17 protein-coding genes are annotated in these 18,858 nt (G+C 71.4%); 6 read left to right on the forward strand and 11 right to left on the reverse strand.

The features are described 5' to 3' along the window. The first annotated feature begins 89 nt into the window (after nt 1–89). The 3 genes from J8N05_RS27535 (at nt 90) to J8N05_RS27545 (ending at nt 3,869) form a co-directional block, all read left to right on the forward strand. Entirely contained in the window at nt 90–854 is a 765-nt protein-coding gene (locus tag J8N05_RS27535; protein ID WP_210887296.1) for a crotonase/enoyl-CoA hydratase family protein, read from the forward strand. A gap of 353 nt (nt 855–1,207) precedes the next feature. After that, on the forward strand, nt 1,208–2,281 hold the full coding sequence (locus tag J8N05_RS27540; protein ID WP_210887300.1) for a mechanosensitive ion channel family protein: 1,074 nt from the start codon (nt 1,208–1,210) through the stop codon (nt 2,279–2,281). Nucleotides 2,282–2,330: 49 nt separating this feature from the next. Then, complete coding sequence (locus tag J8N05_RS27545) at nt 2,331–3,869, forward strand: FGGY-family carbohydrate kinase (protein ID WP_210887303.1); 1,539 nt, start codon at nt 2,331–2,333, stop codon at nt 3,867–3,869. A gap of 30 nt (nt 3,870–3,899) precedes the next feature. Here the strand turns inward: J8N05_RS27545 and J8N05_RS27550 are convergent, their stop codons facing one another. From J8N05_RS27550 to J8N05_RS27590, 9 genes are all read right to left on the reverse strand, one after another. After that, on the reverse strand, nt 3,900–5,234 hold the full coding sequence (locus J8N05_RS27550) for an MFS transporter (RefSeq protein ID WP_247706518.1): 1,335 nt from the start codon (nt 5,232–5,234) through the stop codon (nt 3,900–3,902). 176 nt (nt 5,235–5,410) lie between these two features. After that, nucleotides 5,411–6,370, reverse strand: coding sequence for a catechol 2,3-dioxygenase (locus tag J8N05_RS27555; protein ID WP_210887306.1), 960 nt, complete (start codon nt 6,368–6,370; stop codon nt 5,411–5,413). A gap of 99 nt (nt 6,371–6,469) precedes the next feature. Beyond that, nucleotides 6,470–7,513, reverse strand: a complete 1,044-nt coding sequence (locus tag J8N05_RS27560; RefSeq protein WP_210890430.1) for a 4-oxalomesaconate tautomerase — start codon at nt 7,511–7,513, stop codon at nt 6,470–6,472. A 62-nt stretch (nt 7,514–7,575) separates the two neighbouring features. Next, a complete protein-coding gene (locus J8N05_RS27565) occupies nt 7,576–8,298 on the reverse strand; it encodes a 4-carboxy-4-hydroxy-2-oxoadipate aldolase/oxaloacetate decarboxylase (RefSeq protein ID WP_210887308.1) in 723 nt (240 codons plus the stop codon). Next, on the reverse strand, nt 8,295–9,044 hold the full coding sequence (locus J8N05_RS27570; RefSeq protein ID WP_210887311.1) for a PIG-L deacetylase family protein: 750 nt from the start codon (nt 9,042–9,044) through the stop codon (nt 8,295–8,297). Before J8N05_RS27570 ends, J8N05_RS27565 begins: the two co-directional genes overlap by 4 nt. Before the next feature lie 63 nt (nt 9,045–9,107). After that, complete coding sequence (locus J8N05_RS27575) at nt 9,108–9,758, reverse strand: GntR family transcriptional regulator (RefSeq protein ID WP_210887314.1); 651 nt, start codon at nt 9,756–9,758, stop codon at nt 9,108–9,110. Nucleotides 9,759–10,215: 457 nt separating this feature from the next. Beyond that, entirely contained in the window at nt 10,216–10,926 is a 711-nt protein-coding gene (locus J8N05_RS27580; protein ID WP_210890431.1) for an FAD:protein FMN transferase, read from the reverse strand. A gap of 65 nt (nt 10,927–10,991) precedes the next feature. Next, nucleotides 10,992–11,699: an FMN-binding protein gene (locus J8N05_RS27585; protein ID WP_210887317.1), complete on the reverse strand. Its 708-nt coding sequence runs from the start codon at nt 11,697–11,699 to the stop codon at nt 10,992–10,994. A gap of 31 nt (nt 11,700–11,730) precedes the next feature. After that, nucleotides 11,731–13,071, reverse strand: coding sequence for a ferredoxin reductase family protein (locus J8N05_RS27590; RefSeq protein WP_210887320.1), 1,341 nt, complete (start codon nt 13,069–13,071; stop codon nt 11,731–11,733). Between the two features lie 192 nt (nt 13,072–13,263). Here J8N05_RS27590 and J8N05_RS27595 point away from each other — a divergent pair, with 192 nt between their 5' ends. Next, entirely contained in the window at nt 13,264–13,983 is a 720-nt protein-coding gene (locus tag J8N05_RS27595; protein ID WP_210887323.1) for a response regulator transcription factor, read from the forward strand. Further along, the gene (locus J8N05_RS27600; RefSeq protein ID WP_210887326.1) at nt 13,980–15,419 is read left to right on the forward strand and encodes a sensor histidine kinase; all 1,440 of its coding nucleotides are present in this window, start codon (nt 13,980–13,982) and stop codon (nt 15,417–15,419) included. Before J8N05_RS27595 ends, J8N05_RS27600 begins: the two co-directional genes overlap by 4 nt. A gap of 80 nt (nt 15,420–15,499) precedes the next feature. Here the strand turns inward: J8N05_RS27600 and J8N05_RS27605 are convergent, their stop codons facing one another. Beyond that, nucleotides 15,500–16,354, reverse strand: a complete 855-nt coding sequence (locus J8N05_RS27605; protein ID WP_210887329.1) for a LysR family transcriptional regulator — start codon at nt 16,352–16,354, stop codon at nt 15,500–15,502. Between the two features lie 68 nt (nt 16,355–16,422). Between J8N05_RS27605 and J8N05_RS27610 the strand changes: the two genes are divergently transcribed. Further along, on the forward strand, nt 16,423–17,358 hold the full coding sequence (locus J8N05_RS27610) for an EamA family transporter (protein ID WP_210887332.1): 936 nt from the start codon (nt 16,423–16,425) through the stop codon (nt 17,356–17,358). A 31-nt stretch (nt 17,359–17,389) separates the two neighbouring features. Here the strand turns inward: J8N05_RS27610 and J8N05_RS27615 are convergent, their stop codons facing one another. Further along, complete coding sequence (locus tag J8N05_RS27615; RefSeq protein WP_407699980.1) at nt 17,390–18,823, reverse strand: family 43 glycosylhydrolase; 1,434 nt, start codon at nt 18,821–18,823, stop codon at nt 17,390–17,392. Nucleotides 18,824–18,858: the final 35 nt, after the last annotated feature.

The following is an 18,858-nucleotide window of genomic DNA, read 5'->3' on the forward strand; positions in this document are numbered from 1 at the left end:
GCGCCCCTGCCTTCAGTGCCGCGGGAACCCGGACCGGTGGGTGACCCGGGAGTAGCCTGCTGGCGTCGCCTCACGAGGGGGTCCGTGCGATGCCGGTCAGGATCGAGCGCCAGGGGTACGTCACCACGGTCGTCCTCAGCAGACCCGAGGCCCGCAACGCGGTCGACGGGCCCACCGCGGCCGAACTCGCGGGCGCCTTCCGGGCGTTCGAGGCCGACGAGTCCGCCCGGGCGGCCGTGCTGTGGGGTGAGGGCGGGACCTTCTGCGCCGGGGCCGATCTGAAAGCGCTCGGCACCGAGCGCGCCAACCGCGTCGCCGAGGACGGGGACGGGCCGATGGGGCCGACCCGGATGCGGCTGTCGAAGCCGGTGATCGCCGCGGTCGCGGGCCACGCCGTGGCGGGCGGTCTCGAACTGGCCCTCTGGTGCGATCTGCGAATCGCCGAGGAGGACGCGGTCTTCGGGGTCTTCTGCCGCCGCTGGGGCGTGCCGCTCATCGACGGCGGAACGGTACGGCTCCCCCGGATCGTCGGCACCGGCCGCGCGATGGACATGATCCTGACCGGCCGTCCGGTGCCCGCCTCCGAGGCGTACGGGATGGGTCTCGCGAACCGGGTGGTCCCGACGGGCCGGGCGCGCGCGGAGGCCGAGGAACTGGCCGCCACGATCGCCGGGTTCCCGCAGGCGTGTCTGCGCCGCGACCGGAGTTCGGTCCTCGACCAGGAGGGCCTGACCGAGCGCGCCGCGCTGGGCGTCGAACTGCGGCACGGGAGGGGCGTACTGGCGGAAAGCATGGAGGGGGCGGCGCGGTTCTCGGCGGGAGCCGGGCGCCATGGATCGTTCAGTGACTCCTGAGGCGCCTGTGTCGATGTATCCAGGCCAACTTGGCACCTGGCCCGCAAAGGCCTCGCCGGCGGCCCGCAGGGGCGGACAACGAGGCGGACCCGGCTCCCGTACCGGCCGGACGGGGCGTCGACAGGTGCGCAGATGTACCGAGTTGGCGGCGTTGTCCGTGGGAGTTGGCCTGACCTGTGCGGCTGCGCGGCGAAGCACCCGTGCCCATGTAGCAAGATGAGCCAGTCCCGCCGGTCGACGCCATGTCCCGACCGACGGGCCGGCACTTCCCGGAATCGAGCAGCAGGTGGCTACCAGGTGACGACACACATAACGGGCGTACGCCCTCTCCCCCGCACGACGGGAGGCAGCCGGTGAACCGAGACCTCACTGCCCACGACTGGATCCTGGCGGGCGTCTGGCTGATCGCCGGGCTCGTGGCGACCGTCCTGCTCCGCTTTCTGCTGCGCTGGCTGGGCAAGCACGCGACCCGTACCCGGTGGACCGGGGACGACGTCCTCGTCGACGCCCTGCGCGCGCTGGTACCGGTCGCGGCGATCACCGGCGGAGTGGCCGCCGCGGCGGCGACGCTGCCGCTGACCGGCAAGGTCAACCACACCGTCAACCAGATCCTGACGGTCCTGGTCATGCTCGCCGCCACCATCACCGTGGCGCGTGTCCTCGCCGGTCTGGTGCGGGCCGTCACCCAGTCCCGTTCCGGTGTCGCCGGATCGGCCTCGATCTTCGTCAACATCACCCGGGTCGTCGTCCTGGCCATCGGCTGCCTGGTCGTGCTGCAGACCCTGGGGATATCGATAGCCCCGCTGCTCACGGCCCTGGGCGTCGGCGGTCTCGCGGTGGCGCTGGCCCTCCAGGACACCCTCGCCAACCTCTTCGCGGGCATCCACATCCTCGCCTCGAAGACGATCCAGCCCGGCGACTACATCCGCCTCACCAGCGGGGAGGAGGGGTACGTCGTCGACATCAACTGGCGCAACACCGTCGTACGCAACCTCTCCAACAACCTGGTGATCATCCCGAACGCCCAGCTGTCCAGCACCAACATGACCAACTACAGCCGGCCGGAACAGGAGATGACCCTGATGGTGCAGGTCGGCGTCGGTTACGACAGCGACCTGGAGCACGTGGAGCGCGTCACCTCCGAGGTCGTGACCGAGGTCATGACGGAGATCGAGGGCGCGACGCCCGAGCACGAACCCGCCATCCGCTTCCACACGTTCGGGGACTCGCGGATCAGCTTCACGGTGATCCTGGGCGTCGGCGAGTTCAGCGACCAGTACCGGATCAAGCACGAGTTCATCAAGCGGCTGCACAAGCGGTACCGCCTCGAAGGCATCCGCATCCCCTCCCCCGCGCGCACGGTCGCCCTCCAGCAGAACGGCGTGGCGATCCCCCCGCAGCGCGACGGTTCCCTCTCCCTCCCGTAGAACAGGGGAGGACGGAGAGAACGGCGACGAGAAGGCGGGGCGCGGGGACATGACGGTGCTCGGGGTCGACATCGGTACGTCCAGCAGCAAGGGCGTGCTGGTCGACGCGGACGGAACGGTCCTCGCGACGGCGGTGCGGCCGCACACGGTCGACCGGCCGCGCCCCGGGCACGTCGAGATGGACGCACGGGTGTGGTGGGACGAGTTCGCCTCCCTCGCCCGGGAGTTGCTGAAGTCCCCGCACGACGGCGCGTCCGTCACCGCGGTCGGCGTCAGCGGGATGGGCCCGTGCGTCACGCTCGCCGACGCGGCGGACATCCCGCTGCGTCCGGCGGTCCTGTACGGCGTCGACACCCGCGCCACCGAGCAGATCGCCCGCCTGGAGGCCGAGTTGGGCCGTGACGCCGTACTGCGGCGCTGCGGCTCCCTGCTGTCCACCCAGGCCGTGGGCCCCAAGATCGCCTGGCTGGCGGAGCACGAACCTGAGACGGTCGCGCGGGCCCGGCGCCTCTACATGCCCAGCTCCTACCTGGTGCGCCGGCTCACCGGGGCCTACACGCTCGACCACCACTCGGCGAGCCAGTCCGTCCCGCTGTACGACTCCGTCGCCCAGGAGTGGTACGCACCGTGGACGCGGCACATCGCACCCTGGCTGGAACTGCCCCGGCTGCTGTGGCCCGGGGACATCGCCGGGCGGGTGACGGCCGAGGCGGCGGACGCCACCGGTCTGCCCGTCGGGGTCCCGGTGATCGCCGGCACGGTCGACGCCTGGTCGGAGGCGCTGAGCGTGGGGGCCCAACACACCGGTGACCTCATGCTCATGTACGGCAGCACCATGTTCCTGATCCACACTCTGGCCGACCGTCTGCTGGTGCCCGAGTTGTGGAGCACGGTCGGGGCCCTGCCCGGCACCCGCAGTCTCGCGGGCGGCATGGCCACGTCCGGTGTGATCACGGACTGGCTGCGGGAGGTGACCGGGGCGCCCGACCACGCGACCCTGCTCGCCGAGGCCGAGGCGTCCGGGCCGGGTGCGCGCGGGCTGCTGATGCTGCCCTACTTCGCGGGCGAGCGGACGCCGGTGGCCGATCCGCACGCACGCGGTGTGATCGCCGGGCTGACGGTGGAGCACACCCGCGGCGATCTCTACCGCGCCGCCCTGGAGGCGACGGCCTTCGGTGTCCGGCACAACGTCGAGGCGATGCGCGCGGCCGGAGCGGACGTCCGCCGGGTCGTCGCCGTGGGTGGCGGCACCCGCGGCGGCCTGTGGACGGGGATCGTCTCCTCGGTGACCGGCCTGGAGCAGGAGGTCAGGGCCGTGTCGCTCGGCGCGAGTTACGGCGCCGCGTTCCTGGCCGCCGGCGCGGTCGGCGACCCGCGCATCGACGCGTGGAACCCGGTACGCGAGCGGGTCGCCCCCGACCCGCTCCTGCGCGACCGCTACGACGAGGCGTACGCCCTCTACCTCCAGCTGTATCCGGCGACGCGGGACATCGCCCACGCGCTGGCCGGACACCAGCTGTCCGGAGACGGGCACCCCCGCGACGGGCAGCCCGGACGCCGAGGTCGCCGGCGGGACGCCCACGGCTAAGCGTCCCGCACGGCGGCCCTCACCGTGCGCTCAGTGGGCGGTGACCAGCCCCTGGGGCGTGTCGCTCCCCGACGCCCGCTTCGAGCCGCGCAGCGCGGCGATGCCGATGAAGACCATCGACGACAGGCCCGCGATCGCGAAGGCGGTGAAGCCCCAGTCGCCGTTCCCGGCGGCGAGCAGCTGGCCGCCCAGCCAGGGCCCGAACACGGCGCCGAAGCGGCCCATGCCCGAGGTCCAGCCGACGGCGGTGGCGCGGCTGTCGGGGGTGGAGCGGATCGAGACGGTCGCGTAGATCATGACCTGGGCGCTGTTGAGGAACACCCCGGTGAGGAAGACGACCGCGAAGGTGAGTCCCAGCGGCATGTGGACGCTGAGCAGGAAGACCCCGGCGGCGGTCAGCGCGAACCAGAGCGAGGAGATGCGCGGGGCGCCGAACCGGTCCGCGGCCCGTCCGGCGACCAGCATGCCGACGATGCCGCCGAGGTTGAACAGGACGACGAAGGTCAGGGCCGAGCCCAGTTCGTACCCCTCGCCGCGCATCAGTGTGGGCAGCCAGGTGGCGACTCCGTAGACCAGCAGCAGTCCGCCGAAGGAGGCCAGCCAGTACAGCAGGGTCTGGGTCCACTCGCCGCCGCGGAACAGGTTCGCGAGGGCGTTCCAGCGGTCGCCCGCGGCCTTCTTCCCGGTCTCGGCGGGCAGTTCGACCTCGAAGCGGCCGGCCAGTGCGCGGGCCTCCTCGGTGCGGCCCTTGGCGACGAGGAAGCTCAGCGACTCGGGCAGGAACCTCGCGAGCGCCGGGACGAAGAGCAGCGGGACCACACAGACCCAGAACGCAGCGCGCCAGCCGAGGGGCTCCACGATCCACAGGGCCACATAGGCGGAGAGGATGCCGCCCGCGTGGTGGGCGGTCATCAGCAGGCCGATGGTGAGGGCGGCGCGGGTGCGCGGGGCGTAGTCGGAGACCATGCTGATCGCGGTGGGCAGCAGCCCGCCGAGGCCGACACCGGCGAGGGTCCGGCCGAGGCCGAAGACCGCCACGCTGCCCGACATGGCGCAGAGGCCGGAGGCCAGCGAGAAGAGCGTGACGCAGGCGACCATCAGCTTCTTGCGGCCCACCCGGTCGGCGATCGTCCCCGCGGTCAGTGCGCCGATCAGCATGCCGAAGGTGGCGTAGCTGCCGAGGTCGCCCGCCCGGTCCGGGGTGAGGCCGAGGGACTTCTCGGCCAGCATGTGCGGCAGCACGGAGCCGTAGATGAACATGTCGAGGCCGTCGAAGAGCACGGCCAGCCAACACAGGCCCAGGACCAGGAGGGCCATTCTGCTGCCGCGTGCGGACAGGGCGAAGGAGGAAGAGGAGGGGGACATCGTTGTTCCTCTCGTCCAGGAGTCGGGTTCCTGGAGGGGATTCGGGAGGTGGGCCGCGCGATCCGTGCGACTGACGGCCGACGGCTGACCCGGTGATGCGCTCGACGCTAGGAATCCACCCCATGATTGTCAACGTTTTTGTCAACAATCACAGGAACCGACGGAGAGGTGACCGCTCAAGCGGAGACCGGCGGGGTGCCGTGGGTGTGGAAGGACTCGATGGTCTTCAGCCCCCACGCCTGGCCCTTCTTGCGCTCGTTCTCCGTCCAGGTGATCAGCGGCCAGTCGGGGGCCAGCACCAGCCGGGTGAGCGGGTTGCACAGTTCGATCCGGTTGCCGCCGGGCTCGTACACGTACAGGAAGAACGTCTGCTGGATGGCGTGCTTGTGCGGGCCCGTCTCGATGAACACACCGGTGTCCAGGGCGAGATCGGCGGCCCGCAGGATGTCCTCGCGGGTGTCCGTGGCGAACGCGATGTGGTGCAGGCGCCCCGTCGAACCGGTCCAGTCCTCGGTGTAGACGACGTCGTACGACTTGCTGCTGAAGGTCAGCCACTGGGCGGCGATCCTGCCGTCGTCGAGCTGGATCTGCTCGGTCGGGCGGGCACCGAGCACCTCGTGGACGAAGCCGCCGTTCGAACCGACGTCCGCGGCAAGGAAGTTGACGTGGTCCAGGCGGCGTACGCCCACGCCGTGGCCGGGCTTGGCCTGCGGCTGGTTCTTCAGGCCCGGTTTCAGCGCGTCCGGCGCCCGGTACCACTCGCTCTCCCAGTAGAGGGCGATCTCGTGGCCGTCGGGGTCGGTGGTGACGTACAGCGGGCCGAGGCCCGGCTCGTCCTCGACCCAGCGGCCGGTGCGGCCGGCGCTCTCGGCCTCCTTGACCCGCCGCTGGAGCGCCTCCTCGCTGGAGGCGCGCAGGGCGGTGCGGCGGATGCCGGACGTCTCGTGCGCGGTCAGGACCAGGCTGTGGTGTTCGTAGTCGTCCCAGGTCCGCAGGTAGACGGAGGTCCCGTCCGCCGAGCGCCCGTTCTCGGTCAGGCCGAGGTATTCGATGAAGAAGCGGACGCTGGCGTCCAGGTCGGGGGTGAGCAGTTCGACGTGCCCGAGGTGGGCGATGTCGCCGAGCGGCGGGGCCATGAGGCCTCCTCAGGGGTGGTGTGCGGCTCAGGGGTGGCGCGCGGCTCAAGGGTGAGGCGCGGGCCAGGGGTGGTGCGCGGGCCAGGGCTGGCGCGCGGCTCAAGCGGGCCGGGGGAAGACCGTGCCGTCGAAGATCTTGCGCGCGGTACGGACGACGGCGGTGCGCCGGGCGACGGGCGCGCCGCCCGGGAGGTCGTGGGCGAGGGCCGTCTCGATGTCGAGGAAGCCGGTGGGGTGCTCGATCCGCATCCGGTCCCCGTGCTCCGGCACGCGCGCCACGCCCTCGCCGACCCCGCCCTCGATACGCAGTCCCGCGGCGACGCTCGCCGCGCCCAGGACGCCGATCGAGGTGTGGCAGCGCACGGGTATGAAGGTGCGCGTCATGACCGCGCCGCCGTCCGACGGCGGTGCGAGCAGGCTGAGTTTGGGCACGGTGGTGTTCTCCACATCGCCCAGGCCCATGAGTTTCCCCGCCTCCAGCCTGATCTCCTGGAGTCGTTCGGCCAGTTGGCGGTCCGCCTCCAGGTCGGCGGGCTCCTCGTAGCCGGTGACTCCGAGCGAGGACGCCGCGATCAGGACGGTCGGCATGCCATTGTTCACGCAGGTCACCGGGGTGCCGACGACGAGGTCGCGCGCGCGGCCGGTGGGCAGCAGCGGACCGGTCCCCGGCGGGAACTCGATGACCACCGGCGCGGCGGACCCCGGTACGCCGGAGATCTCCGCCGAACCGGAGTAGTCGACGCGCCCGCCCGGCGTGGGGAACTCCGCGACGGCGAGGTCCCCGGTGTTCAGCATGCGGATCCGTACGGAGGTGCGGTCGCCGTCCGCCGCGACCAGACCGCGCTCCACGGCGAAGGGGCCCACGCCCGCGAGGAGGTTCCCACAGTTCTGACGGTCACTCACCTCGGGCTTCTCGACGCCGACTTGAAGGAACAGGTAGTCGACGTCCGCCTCCGGGTCGGCGGACACGGAGACCACCGCGACCTTGCTGGTCAGGGGATGCGCACCGCCCAGGCCGTCGATCTGCCGCGGGTCCGGACTGCCCATGATCCGCAGCAACAGGGCGTCACGCGGGGCGGGTTCGGCGGGCAGGTCCCCGGCGAGGAAGTAGGCGCCCTTGGAGGTACCGCCGCGCAGGAGCATGCAGCGCACCTCGTCGGTACGGGCTTCCTCGGGGGCTTGCGCACGGGGATCGGCGGCACCGGTCACGACCCCGCTCCGTCCCGCTCGCCGTCCCGCTCGTACTCGTCGTACGACTGATAGGAGACACCGAGGCGTACGAGGGTCTCGCGCAGGCCGTAGCGGTCGAGACCGAGCTGGCCCTCCTGGAAGGCGGCGCGGGCCCCGGCCTCCTTGGCCTCGCGGGCCTCGGACGCCTCGGCGGTCCTGCGGGCCCGCTCACGGGGCACGCACACCACCCCGTCGTCGTCGGCGACGATCACGTCGCCGGGACGGATCACCTGGCCGCCGACGACCACCGGCACGTTCACGCTGCCGCCGGTCGCCTTGACCGTGCCCTGCGGGCTGACCGCGGCGGACCAGGCGGGGAAGCCCATCTCGCGCAGCTCCACGGTGTCCCGGATGCCCGCGTCGATGACCAGGCCGCGTACGCCGCGCCGCTGCAGCGCGGTGGCGAACAGTTCGCCGAACATGCCGTCGGTGGAGGGCGAGGTGGTCGTGACGACCAGGATGTCCCCCTCGCCGCACTGCTCGACGGCCGCGTGGATCATGAGGTTGTCGCCGGGCCAGGAGAGCACCGTGACCGCGGTGCCCGCGACCCGGGTGTCCTGCTGGATCGGGCGCAGACGGGTGCCGAGCAGGCCGGTGCGGCCCATCGCCTCGTGCACGGTGGCGACCCCGTAGGCGGCGAGCGCCTCGACGTCCTTCGCTTCCGCCTTCGGCGGGTCGGTGACGATCACTCCACTCATGCCAGCTCCCCTGTGACCTGCGGGTAGGGCCGCATGTACGCCTCGGCCATGGTCTTGTGGGCCAGACCCAGATTGGGTCCGGCGTTGCGCTTCAACTGGACACCTCGGCGGACGGCGAGGTCCGTGTAGTAGTCCCACAGGTGCTGCTGGGCGGCGAGGCACTCCATCGCCTTGCGCTTGGTCTCCCAGACCTCGGAGATGTCGAGGAGCACCTGCGGCTTGAAGCCGCACATCTCGGGCTGGTGGGGCTCGAAGAAGAACACCGGCGGGGCGCCGATGATCTCCCCCTCGGCCGGGTAGCCGATGGCCTGCGCGAGGACGCGCGCGTCCAGGGCCATGCGCGCGGCGGCCGGGTGGTCGCCGTTGTAGGGGTCGTCGAGCGGGTGGGTGAGCACGACGTCGGGCTGGGCCGCGCGGTAGACGGCCACCAGACGGTCGGTCAGTTCCGGGGTGACGGTCAGGGGGTAGTCGCCGGCGTCGAAGAAGACGACCTCGGCGCCGAGCGCGGCGGCTGCCGCCTCGGCCTCACCGCGGCGGATCCCCTTGATCTCCTCCAGGGACTTGCCCGCGCGCCACGCCTTCGCGGACTCGCCGCGCTCGCCGTAGGTCAGGCAGGCGATGGTGACCTTCTCACCGCGGGCGGCGGCGAGGGCGATGGCTCCTCCCGCCCGCCACACGAAGTCCCCGGCGTGGGCGGTGACGACGAGCGTCGACCGTGGGGTGTTGGGCGCGTTGCCGTGGGTCATACCTGCAATCTCCTTGCTGGACAGGCCGGTTGACCCACCCCGCGGCGTCATGCACGCGTTACGTCATTCACGCAGCGCGTCGATCACACCCGCGAGGTGGGAGCGGACGGCCTCTTCGGCCGCCTGCGGGTCCCGGGCCCTGATCGCGTCGATCATGGCCAGATGCTCACTCAGGGACTTCTGGGGGCGCCCCGGGCGCAGCGCGAGCTGGAAACGATGGCGCACCAGCTGTGCGTTGAGCCGTTCCAGCAGTCCCACGGCCACCTGTTGGCCGCTGAACTGCCTGATGTGGGCGTGGAGTTCGTGGTTGAGGTCGGAGTAGGTCACCGGTTCGCCGTCGGCGACGGCTTTGGACATCGCCTCGCCCAGGGCGACCAGTTGGTTGAGTTGGTCGTCGGTGGCCTCGACGGCCGCCTTGCCCGCGCACAGTCCTTCCAGGACCATGCGGCACTCGGTGATGGCGACCGCCTCCTCCACGGTCACCACGCGGACGCGTGAGCCGCGGTTGCGGATGCGTTCGACCAGGCCTTCCGACTCCAGCTCGATCAGGGCTGCCCGGACGCTGGCGCGTGTGACCTCGAACTGCTCGGCGAGTTCGTTCTCCACCAGGCGTTGGGCCGGGGCCATGTCGCCTTGCAGGATGGCTTGCCGCAGCTGCGTGAGGGCGTGCTGCTTGGCTTGCTCTCCGGTGCTCGGACGGGCTTCTTTCGGCATGTGTGCCCTCCCTGAGTGAGTGCCTGTCGAACCTAAATCTAGACGAACAAGATTGTCAACAATTTTGTTCGTGATCTAGCCCGACGCCTCCGACACCTCACGGCGGCTTGTCCGTCCCCTGCGCCCCGGTGGGGGCTGATCGCGCAGTTCCCCGCGCCCCCGTCCCGTCAGGGGCGCGAGGAACGGCGCGGCCAACCACAACGCACCCGCACCCCACGACGGCAAGCCATCAAACGGCGCCCTTCAGGGGCGCGGGGAACGGCGCGAACAACCCCCACCGGCCCGCAGCCAACGACAACCAGTCACCAAACGGCGCCCCTCAGAGGCGCGGGGAACGGCGCGGCCGACCCCCACCGCCCCGCACCCCACGACGGCCAGTCGCAACGCGGCGGTCAGCAGGGGCGCGGGGAACTGCGCGGCCAACCACAACGCACCCGCACCCCACGACAGCCAGTTGTCACACAGGGAACCCCGGACTCCGCCGAACCCCCCGCCCCGCGTCAACCGCAAACACCTCGCACCCCGAACGCCCCGCAGCCCACTCCACCCCGTCCGCCCCCATCGCGAAGCCCGCCGTCGCCACCGCGTCCGCCTCCGTCAGCGTGGACGCCACCACGGTCAGGCTAAGCAGCCCGGTCGCCGCCAGCCCCGTACGGCCGTCGAAGATGTGGTCCCCCCGCTCGTACCGCCCGGAGGTCGCCACCGCCCCGTCGGCGATCTCCACCACCGCGCACACGCGATCGGCCCGCTCCGGATGCCGTATCCCGATCCGCCAGGGACGCCCCGCCGCGACCACGTCACCGCCCGCGTTGAGGCAGAACGTGGTCACCCCCGACGCCCGTAGCAGCTCCGCCCCGCGCTGGACGGCCCAGCCCTTGACCATGGCGCAGGGATCGAGCCCCCGGCCGGGCAGCCGCACCTGGAACGCGCCACCGCTCTCGACCCGGTACCGCTCGCACAGGTCGAGGACCTCGACCAGATCCGGGCTCAGCTCGTCGTCCGACAGCTCGCCCCGGTCCAGCCGGGACACCTCGCTGTCGGGGAGGAACGGGCTGAACCGCGCGTCGACCTCCCGCAGCCACGCGAACACCCGGTCCGCGGCCTCCCCGCCGGACCCGCGCTCGCCCTCGCCCGCGCCCTCGATCCGCAACGAGATCGGCAGCCCCATGATCTGCTCGACGCGATGAACCACGCCGGTCACGGAAGCCTCGGCACTCGGTACGACCACCGTCATCAGCCCCTCGCGTCGAGCGCCGCCTGCAGCGACTCGACGTACCCCTCGCTCGTGATCGTGGCTCCGGACACCGCGTCGATGTCGGCGCTCTGCGCCTCAAGCGTCGACGCGATGAGCTTCGGCACGGCCGCCTCGGTCTGCGGATGGTTCGGCTGCTGCAGCATGCGTACCGAGCCGATGGTGTCGCCGTCGAAGGTGACCTCGACCTGGACGGTGCCCTTCTCGGTGTTCACCGCGGACCCCGCCACCACCTGGGACGCGGCGGCCGACGCGGACGGCGAGGCGGAGGCCGCCGCCGCGGACTTCGCCTGCGCGTCGATGGCCGCCTGCAGCGACTCCCGGTAACCGTCGCTGGTGATCGTCGCGCCGGACACCGTGTCGACGTCGGCGCTCTGCGCCTCCAACGTCGACGCGACCAGCTTCGGCACCGCCGCCTCGGTCTGCGGATGGTTCGGCTGCTGGAGCAGCTTCACCGCCGTGATCTTGTCGCCGTCGAAGGTCACCTCGACCTGGACGGGACCCTTCTCGGTGTTCACCATGGTGCCCTTGACCACCTGGGACGAGCCGTCCCCGGAGGAGGACGCGGAAGGCGTCGAGGCGGGCACCGAGGCCTCGGTGGTGGTCGTCGTGCCGTCCGAGGGGGCGTAGCGCCACACCGGGACCAGGCCCGCGACGCTCAGGACCAGGACAGGTATTGCTCGCTTCACGATGTCTCTCTCATCCCGCTCACGACGTCTCTCAACCCGCCAGGCTGAAGCGCTCGAAATGGATCTGCGGCTTGGGTACGCCCAGCTCGCGCAGGCTGCCGAGGACCGCGTTCATCATCGGAGGCGGCCCGCACAGGAAGACGTCCCGGTCGTCGATGTCCGGCACGAGCCGCGTGAGCTCGTGCGGTGCCAGCTTGTCGGGGCTGACAGGACCGGACACCAGGTGCAGCTCGGCACCCTTGGCGTGGGCGAGTTCGCGCAGTTCCTCGTACAGGACCGCGTCCCGGTCCGAGCCCACCCGGTAGATGACCACGGCGTGCCCGTGCAGTTCCTCCAGCAGGGCCCGGATCGGGGTGACACCGACGCCGCCGGCGATGAGTACGGCCTCGGGGCGGGTGCGGTGCATCGCGGTGAAGGCGCCGTACGGGCCCTCCGCGAAGACCCGCGTACCCACCTTGAGGTGCCTGAGGGCGGCGGTGCCGTCGCCGGCCGTCTTGGCGGTGAGCCGCAGGGAGCGGCCGTCGGGGGCGGCCGACAGGGAGAACGGGTTGGCCTGCCACCAGCGGTCCTTGGTGAGGAACCGCCACAGGAAGAACTGCCCGGCGCGGGCCGGCAGCCGGTCGAGGTCGCGTCCCGTGATGTAGACGGAGACGACGTCGTCGGACTCGGGCACCACGGCGGAGACCCGCAGCTGGTGGCGCGTGTTCCGCCACAGCGGCAGGACGACCCGGCCCAGCAGCACCGCGCCGAGGGCGACGCCCCACAGCACGTACCAGTACGTGGTGGCGGCGGACGACGAGGTGAACGTCGTACCGGCCGCGACCTGGTGCGTGAACGCCAGCACCACCGCGACGTACGTGTACAGGTGGATGAAGTGCCAGGTCTCGTACGCGAGCCTGCGGCGGGCGAAGCGGGCCGAGACCCCGCCGATCACGAGGATCAGGCCGAGCGCGACGATCGCGCGGAAGACGCCCTCGACGGTCTGCCCGAGGTCGACGAGCTGGTTCACCGGGTCCATCGAGGACGACTGGGCGTAGCCGAAGGTGATGAACACGGCGTGCCCGAGCAGGGTGAAGAGCAGGCCGAAACCGACCCAGCGGTGCCAGGAGGTCAGCCGGTCCATGCCGATACGGCGGTCGAACCACGGCAGCCGGGCGACCAGCAGCAGCTGGAAGGCCATCAGGAGCGCGCCGTACAGGCCGGCGAGTCTGCCCAGCACGATGAGGGCGTTCGAGGCGAACCCGGCCTGGATGAAGAACACGGTCACCACGACCACGTTCAGGGCCAGCACGCCGTACAGGCCGGCGCGGGCCACCACCTTGGGACGCACCGCCGCGGTCGGCGGCGGAACGGTCGTCTGGACAGTCGTCACGGACGGCAACTCCTTGATCGGGTCCTCGGACCCTCGAATCGGGCCCTGGATCCCTCATTCGGGTCCTGGGACTCCGAGCCTGCCTCGCCAACCCTGTCGTTTTCCTGTCGATGAACTTTCAAGTGATTATCGATCTGGTTCCGGAGGGTCCTCGCCCATGACGCATCCGGCCACGTGAAGCACTATGGGCACGTGGAAAAAGTACGACTTCTCGTCGTGGACGACGACCCGCCCATCGCCGACCTGGTCGCGACGGTCGCCCGCTACGAGGGCTGGGAGGCGGTCACCGCGAACTCCGGCGAGGAGGCGCTGCACCGCGCGGCCGAGTTCCACCCGGACATCGTGGTGCTCGACCTGATGCTGCCGGGGCTCGACGGGTTCGCCGTCCTGGACCGTCTGCGCCTGTCCGGGACGATGGTGCCCGTCGTCTTCCTGACCGCCCGGGACGGCGTGGCGGACCGGGTCGCGGGCCTCACCAGGGGCGGTGACGACTACCTCGTCAAACCGTTCGCGGTGGAGGAGCTCATGGCCCGGCTGCGGACCGTGCTGCGCCGCAGCGCGGGGCCCGCCTTCCAGCGGTCCGTGCTGACGGTCGCGGACCTCACGATGGACGAGGACACCCGCGAGGTGCGCCGGGGCCGGCGACTGCTGACGCTCACCCCGACCGAGTACGAGGTGCTCCGCTATCTCATGCGCAAGTCGCCGACGGTACTGACCAAGGCCCAGATCCTCGACCACGTCTGGGAGTACGGCTTCGGCGGCCGCTCGAACGTGGTGGAGCTGGTCATCAGCCGCCTGCGCCGCAAACTCGACGGCGACACCGAAGCGAGCGGCGACGACAAGGGCGAGGAGCCGCAACTGATCCACACGGTACGGGGCGTCGGCTACGTCGTCCGGCAGGTCACCGAGTGACCGGCCGGCTCCGCGACACCTACCGCAGGCTCCGTCTCGGCACCCGGCTCGCGCTCGGCATGGGCGTGCTGTCGCTGGTCGTCTTCGCCGTGGTCGGCACCGCGCTGTCCACGTACATGCGGGACTATCTGGAGCGCCAGCTCAACGACCAGATGAAGCTCGTCCAGACCACCCAGTCCAAGGACGCCCAGGCGCACGGCACGGTGGAGCGCCGGCCCTACTACGGCTGGTACACCGCGGTGTACGACGTGTCGGGCGACTCGGCCGTGCTGCGCAAGCCCAGCGACGTGCCGAAGGACACCGTCGAGCTGACCTCCTTCGCCGAGTCGCTGGCCCGGGCCGGGGCGACGGAGATGTCCCACACCACGCGCATCGAGGACGAGGGCGCCTACCGGCTGCGTGCCTGCAAGATCGGCCAGGGGGTCGTCCTGGTCACCGCGGCGCCGCTGGAGGACATCGAGGACACCATGGACCAGCTGGTCACGGTCCAGGTCGTCGCGTTCGCCCTCGCGCTGCTCGGCCTCGTGGTGTTCGGGCGCGCGGTGCTGCGCCGGGGCCTGCAGCCGCTCAGCGACATGGCGCACACCGCGCGCGGCATCACCTCGCACGACTTCACCGACTCGGCCCGGCTGCCGGTGCGCGCCGACCGCGGCAACGGCGGCCCGGAGGTCGAGGAGCTGCGCACCGCGTTCAACACCATGCTGGAACACATCGACGACTCCCTCGCCGTCCGCACGGAGGCCGAGCAGCGACTGCGCCGCTTCGTCGCGGACGCCTCGCACGAGCTGCGTACACCCCTGATGTCGGTACGCGGTTACGCGGACCTCTTCCAGTACGCGGCGGCCAACGAGCCCGGCGAGCGGGACAGGCACCTGGCCAGGCTGCGTGCCGAGGCCGCCCGGATGGGTGTGCTCCTCGACGATCTGCTGCTGCTCGCCCGCCTGGACGCCGCCGAGGTGGAAGCGCCGCTGCGGCTGGAGGACGCGGACCTCGCGGAGCTGGTGCGGCAGGCCGCGGACGCCTTCCGGGCCACGCACGCGGGCCATCCGCTGACCGTGGCGACCGGGTCCGGTCCGGTGCGGCTGCGGCTCGACGTCCTGCGTGTCCGGCAGGTCCTCGACAACCTGCTCACCAACGCCGCCGTGCACACGCCGGCCGGGACCGAGGTCTCCGTGGAGGTGTCCGCCGCGTCCGGGGCGGCCGTCGTGCGGGTCACGGACTCCGGTCCCGGCATCCCGGCGGCCGACCAGGAGCATGTCTTCGACCGCTTCTTCCGGATCGACAAGGCCCGCAGCCGGGACCGGGGCGGGAGCGGGCTGGGGCTCGCCGTGGCCCGCTCCCTGGTACGGGCCCACGGCGGGACCATCGGCGTACGGAGCCGGCCGGGGGCGACGACGTTCACGATCACCATCCCGTTGGCCCGCGACATCCCCTGACGGGATCCCGCGGGGTGCCTCGTCTTCGGCTGCGGGGCCGTGGGGGCTGGTCGCGCAGTTCCCCGCGCCCCTGACGGGGCTCAGGCCGCCCGGTAGAGGCCTGTGAGTAGTTCCGTCACCGCCGGGGCCGCCGGATGCGGGTCGTCCCGCCACCACGCGAGGCGAACCGCGATCGGCTCCGCGTCCCGCACCGGCCGGTACACGACCCCCGGCCGCGGGTACTGGTGCGCGGTCGACTCCGCGGTCATCCCCACGTACCGGCCCGTGGAGATCGTGGTCAGCCAGTCGTCGATGTCGTGGGACTCCCTGGTCCCGGGGCGGGCGTCCGGCGGCCACAGCTCCGTCGTAGTGGTGCCGGTCCGCCGGTCGACGAGCAGCGTGCGTCCGGCGAGGTCGGCCAGCCGGACCGAACGGCGCCGGGCCAGCGGGTCGTCGGAGGCCATGGCGCACAGCCGCCGCTCCAGGCCGACGATGACCGAGTCGAAGCGGCGCTCGTCCAACGCCCGCCGTACGACGCTCAGTTCACACGTTCCCTCGGCCAGCCCGGCGGTCGCGGAGTTGGCGCGGACCAGTTCCAGTTCCGTCGCGGGGTGCGCGGTCGCCCAGGCGCGCTGGAAGGCCAGTGTGTGGCGGCCGAGCGCCGACCAGGCGTAACCGATCCGCAGGGAGGACTGGCCCGAGGCGGCCTCCCGGACCAGGCCCTCCACCTCGCCGAGCACCCGCCGGGCGTGCGCCACCACGCGCAGTCCCGTCGCCGTCGGCGTCACTTCCCTGGAGGTACGCCTCAACAGCCTTACCTCCAGCACCCGTTCGAGCGATGCCAGGGTGCGGGAGACCGCCGCCTGGGAGACGCCGAGGGCGATCGCCGCGTCGGTGAAGCCGCCCTCGTCGACGATCGCGACGAGACAGCGCAACTGCCGCAGTTCCACATCCATGACTCCAGCGTATAGATGGAACCGCTGATGCATTTTGCGTATGCGTGCGACCGGCGCAGCATCGGGGCATGCCCGCAGCCTCCGCGCCCTCGCCTTCGCCTTCGCCTACGTCCGCGCCCGCCCCGGCGTCCACGCAGCACGCGCCCGCGGCGCTCACGACTCCCGCGCCCGAGGGCAGGCGCCTGGCAGCGCTGCTCACCCTGCTCGGCAGCGGTCTGTCCAATCAGACCGGCGCGGCGATCGGGTCGCTGGCCTTCCCCGTCCTCGGCCCCCTCGGTGTCGTCGCGGTACGCCAGTACGTGGCCGCGATCGCCCTGTTCGCGGTCGCCAGGCCCCCGTTGCGCTCGTTCACCAGGCACCAGTGGTGGCCGGTCCTGCTGCTGGCCCTGGTGTTCGGGACGATGAACCTGTCCCTGTACACCGCCATCGACCGCATCGGGCTCGGGCTTGCGGTGACCCTGGAGTTCCTCGGCCCGCTCGCCATCGCGCTGTCCGCGGCCCGCCGGCGGATCGACGCCTGCTGCGCGCTGGTCGCCGCGGCGGGCGTCGTCACCCTGATGCGCCCGCAGCCGTCGGCGGACTATCTCGGCATGGGCCTCGGGCTGCTCGCCGCGGTCTGCTGGGCCTCCTACATCCTGCTCAACCGCACGGTGGGCCGCCGCGTCGCCGGAGCGCAGGGCTCCGCCGCCGCGGCGGCCGTCTCCGCGCTGATGTTCCTGCCGGTCGGCGTCGTCCTCGCGCTCCGGAACCCACCGACCCCCACGGCTCTGGGGTACGCCGTCGCGGCGGGCGTGCTCGCCTCCGCGGTGCCGTACCTGGCGGACATGTTCACCCTGCGCCGCGTCCCCGCCGCGGCCTTCGGCCTCTTCATGAGCGTCAACCCGGTACTGGCCGGGCTGGTCGGCTGGATCGTCCTGGGTCAGCGCCTGGGCCCCGTGGAGTGGGCGGCCGTCGGCGCGGTCGTCGCCGCCAACGCGCTCAGCATCCTCACGGCCCGGCGCTGAACCGGGCGGCGCCGATCCACTCGTCAGTGGGTCACTCGGCGTAGAACGTCGCGTCCGCCCTGGCCGTCGCCGTGTCGGCGGGCTGCGTGACGAGCAGGTAGTCGTAGTGCCGGACATAGCTGCCCGCCACGTTGTACGACTCGAAGGAGACACCCGCCGCCGCGTCGGCGAGACCGGCCCGCCGGTAGAAACTGGCGTCGCCCTTGAAGGCCGTACTCCCGTCGCTCCTGTCCACCCACACCTCGCCGTTGCTGCGGTGGCGGAGGTAGTAGCCGGGGAAGTTCGCCGATTCGAGGGAGACGGTCCCGGTGCCGGCGAGGCCCGTCACCACGCGGAACTGCGAGTCGGCGAGGTTGGTGACGTTCGGCTCGATCTTCGCCCGGTACTCCCAGTGCCGGATGTACCGGTCGGGGAAGTTGTACGAGGAGAAGCGGACCGGGGTGACACCGTCGGCCACCGGGATGCCGAAGTTGGGTGTGCCGTCGGCGTTCCAGTACAGCTTCTGGTAACGGGTGCGCCGGTTGGGGTCGTTGAGCGGGTCGCCGCTGATGTCCTTGTAGTTGCGGTCGTGGTAGACGAGGACGTCTGACGTGCCGTCCTCGGACGTGGTGAAGGTGTTGTGGCCCGGCCCGTACTGGCCGGTGGCCGCGTTGCTGGTGAAGACCGGGGTGGCCGTCTTGGCCCAGGAGGCCGCGTTCATCAGGTCGGCGGAGGCGGAGGCGGTCAGCAGGCCGAGGCAGTAGTTGCTGTCGGTGGCACTCGCCGAGAAGGTCATGAAGACCTTGCCGCCGCGCTGAATGACCGCCGGGCCCTCGTTGACGGTGTGGCCGACCTTCTCCCAGGCGTTGGTGGGCCGGGAGATCATGACCGGACTGCCGCTGATGGTCCAGGGGTTGGACAGCTTGGCCAGATAGATGTTGGTGCCGTCGCCGACCGCCGGATCGTTCTGCGCCCAGCTCAGATAGCGGGTGCTGCCGACGGTGAAGGTCGTCGCGTCCAGCGAGAAGGTGTCGAGCGGAAGGGCGATACGGCCCTTCTCCGTCCAGGTTCCGGTCAGCGGATTGGCGGCGCCGGTCTCCAGGACGTACGGCCGGATCTTCCAGACGTCACTGGTGGATCCGGCGGCGAAGTAGACGTACCACTTGCCGCCGATGTAGTGGATCTCGGGCGCCCAGATGTGCGCGCCCATGTCACCACTGGCGTGCTTGGTCCAGATGGTCGTCTCGGCGGCCGTGGACAGCCCCTGGAGGGTGGTGGCCCGCCGCATCACGATCCTGTCGTACGCGGGCACGGTCGCGGTGAAGTAGTAGTAGCCGTCGGTGTGTTTGAAGATGTGCGGGTCGGCGCGCTGCTCGGCGACGGGGTTGGTGTAGGTGACGGCGGGTGAGGCGGGGGCGGCGGCTTCGGCGGTGCCGGAGGCCAGGGCGGCCAGGATGACGAACAGGGCCGTCGCCGCCCTTGCGATCGTACGTCTCACGGTGTTCCTCCCGGGATGGGTTC

It is taken from the genome of Streptomyces liliiviolaceus (assembly GCF_018070025.1).
Classification (GTDB): Bacteria; Actinomycetota; Actinomycetes; order Streptomycetales; family Streptomycetaceae; genus Streptomyces; species Streptomyces liliiviolaceus.

Excerpts from the sequence above, each read along its gene's own strand:
- J8N05_RS27535 (WP_210887296.1), top strand. The coding sequence starts at position 90 with ATGCCGGTCAGGATCGAGCGCCAGGGGTACGTCACCACGGTCGTCCTC.
- J8N05_RS27545 (WP_210887303.1), top strand. The coding sequence starts at position 2,331 with ATGACGGTGCTCGGGGTCGACATCGGTACGTCCAGCAGCAAGGGCGTG.
- J8N05_RS27550 (WP_247706518.1), bottom strand. The coding sequence starts at position 5,234 with ATGTCCCCCTCCTCTTCCTCCTTCGCCCTGTCCGCACGCGGCAGCAGA.
- J8N05_RS27555 (WP_210887306.1), bottom strand. The coding sequence starts at position 6,370 with ATGGCCCCGCCGCTCGGCGACATCGCCCACCTCGGGCACGTCGAACTG.
- J8N05_RS27560 (WP_210890430.1), bottom strand. The coding sequence starts at position 7,513 with ATGCTCCTGCGCGGCGGTACCTCCAAGGGCGCCTACTTCCTCGCCGGG.
- J8N05_RS27565 (WP_210887308.1), bottom strand. The coding sequence starts at position 8,298 with ATGAGTGGAGTGATCGTCACCGACCCGCCGAAGGCGGAAGCGAAGGAC.
- J8N05_RS27570 (WP_210887311.1), bottom strand. The coding sequence starts at position 9,044 with ATGACCCACGGCAACGCGCCCAACACCCCACGGTCGACGCTCGTCGTC.
- J8N05_RS27575 (WP_210887314.1), bottom strand. The coding sequence starts at position 9,758 with ATGCCGAAAGAAGCCCGTCCGAGCACCGGAGAGCAAGCCAAGCAGCAC.
- J8N05_RS27580 (WP_210890431.1), bottom strand. The coding sequence starts at position 10,926 with ATGGGGCTGCCGATCTCGTTGCGGATCGAGGGCGCGGGCGAGGGCGAG.
- J8N05_RS27605 (WP_210887329.1), bottom strand. The coding sequence starts at position 16,354 with ATGGATGTGGAACTGCGGCAGTTGCGCTGTCTCGTCGCGATCGTCGAC.
- J8N05_RS27610 (WP_210887332.1), top strand. The coding sequence starts at position 16,423 with ATGCCCGCAGCCTCCGCGCCCTCGCCTTCGCCTTCGCCTACGTCCGCG.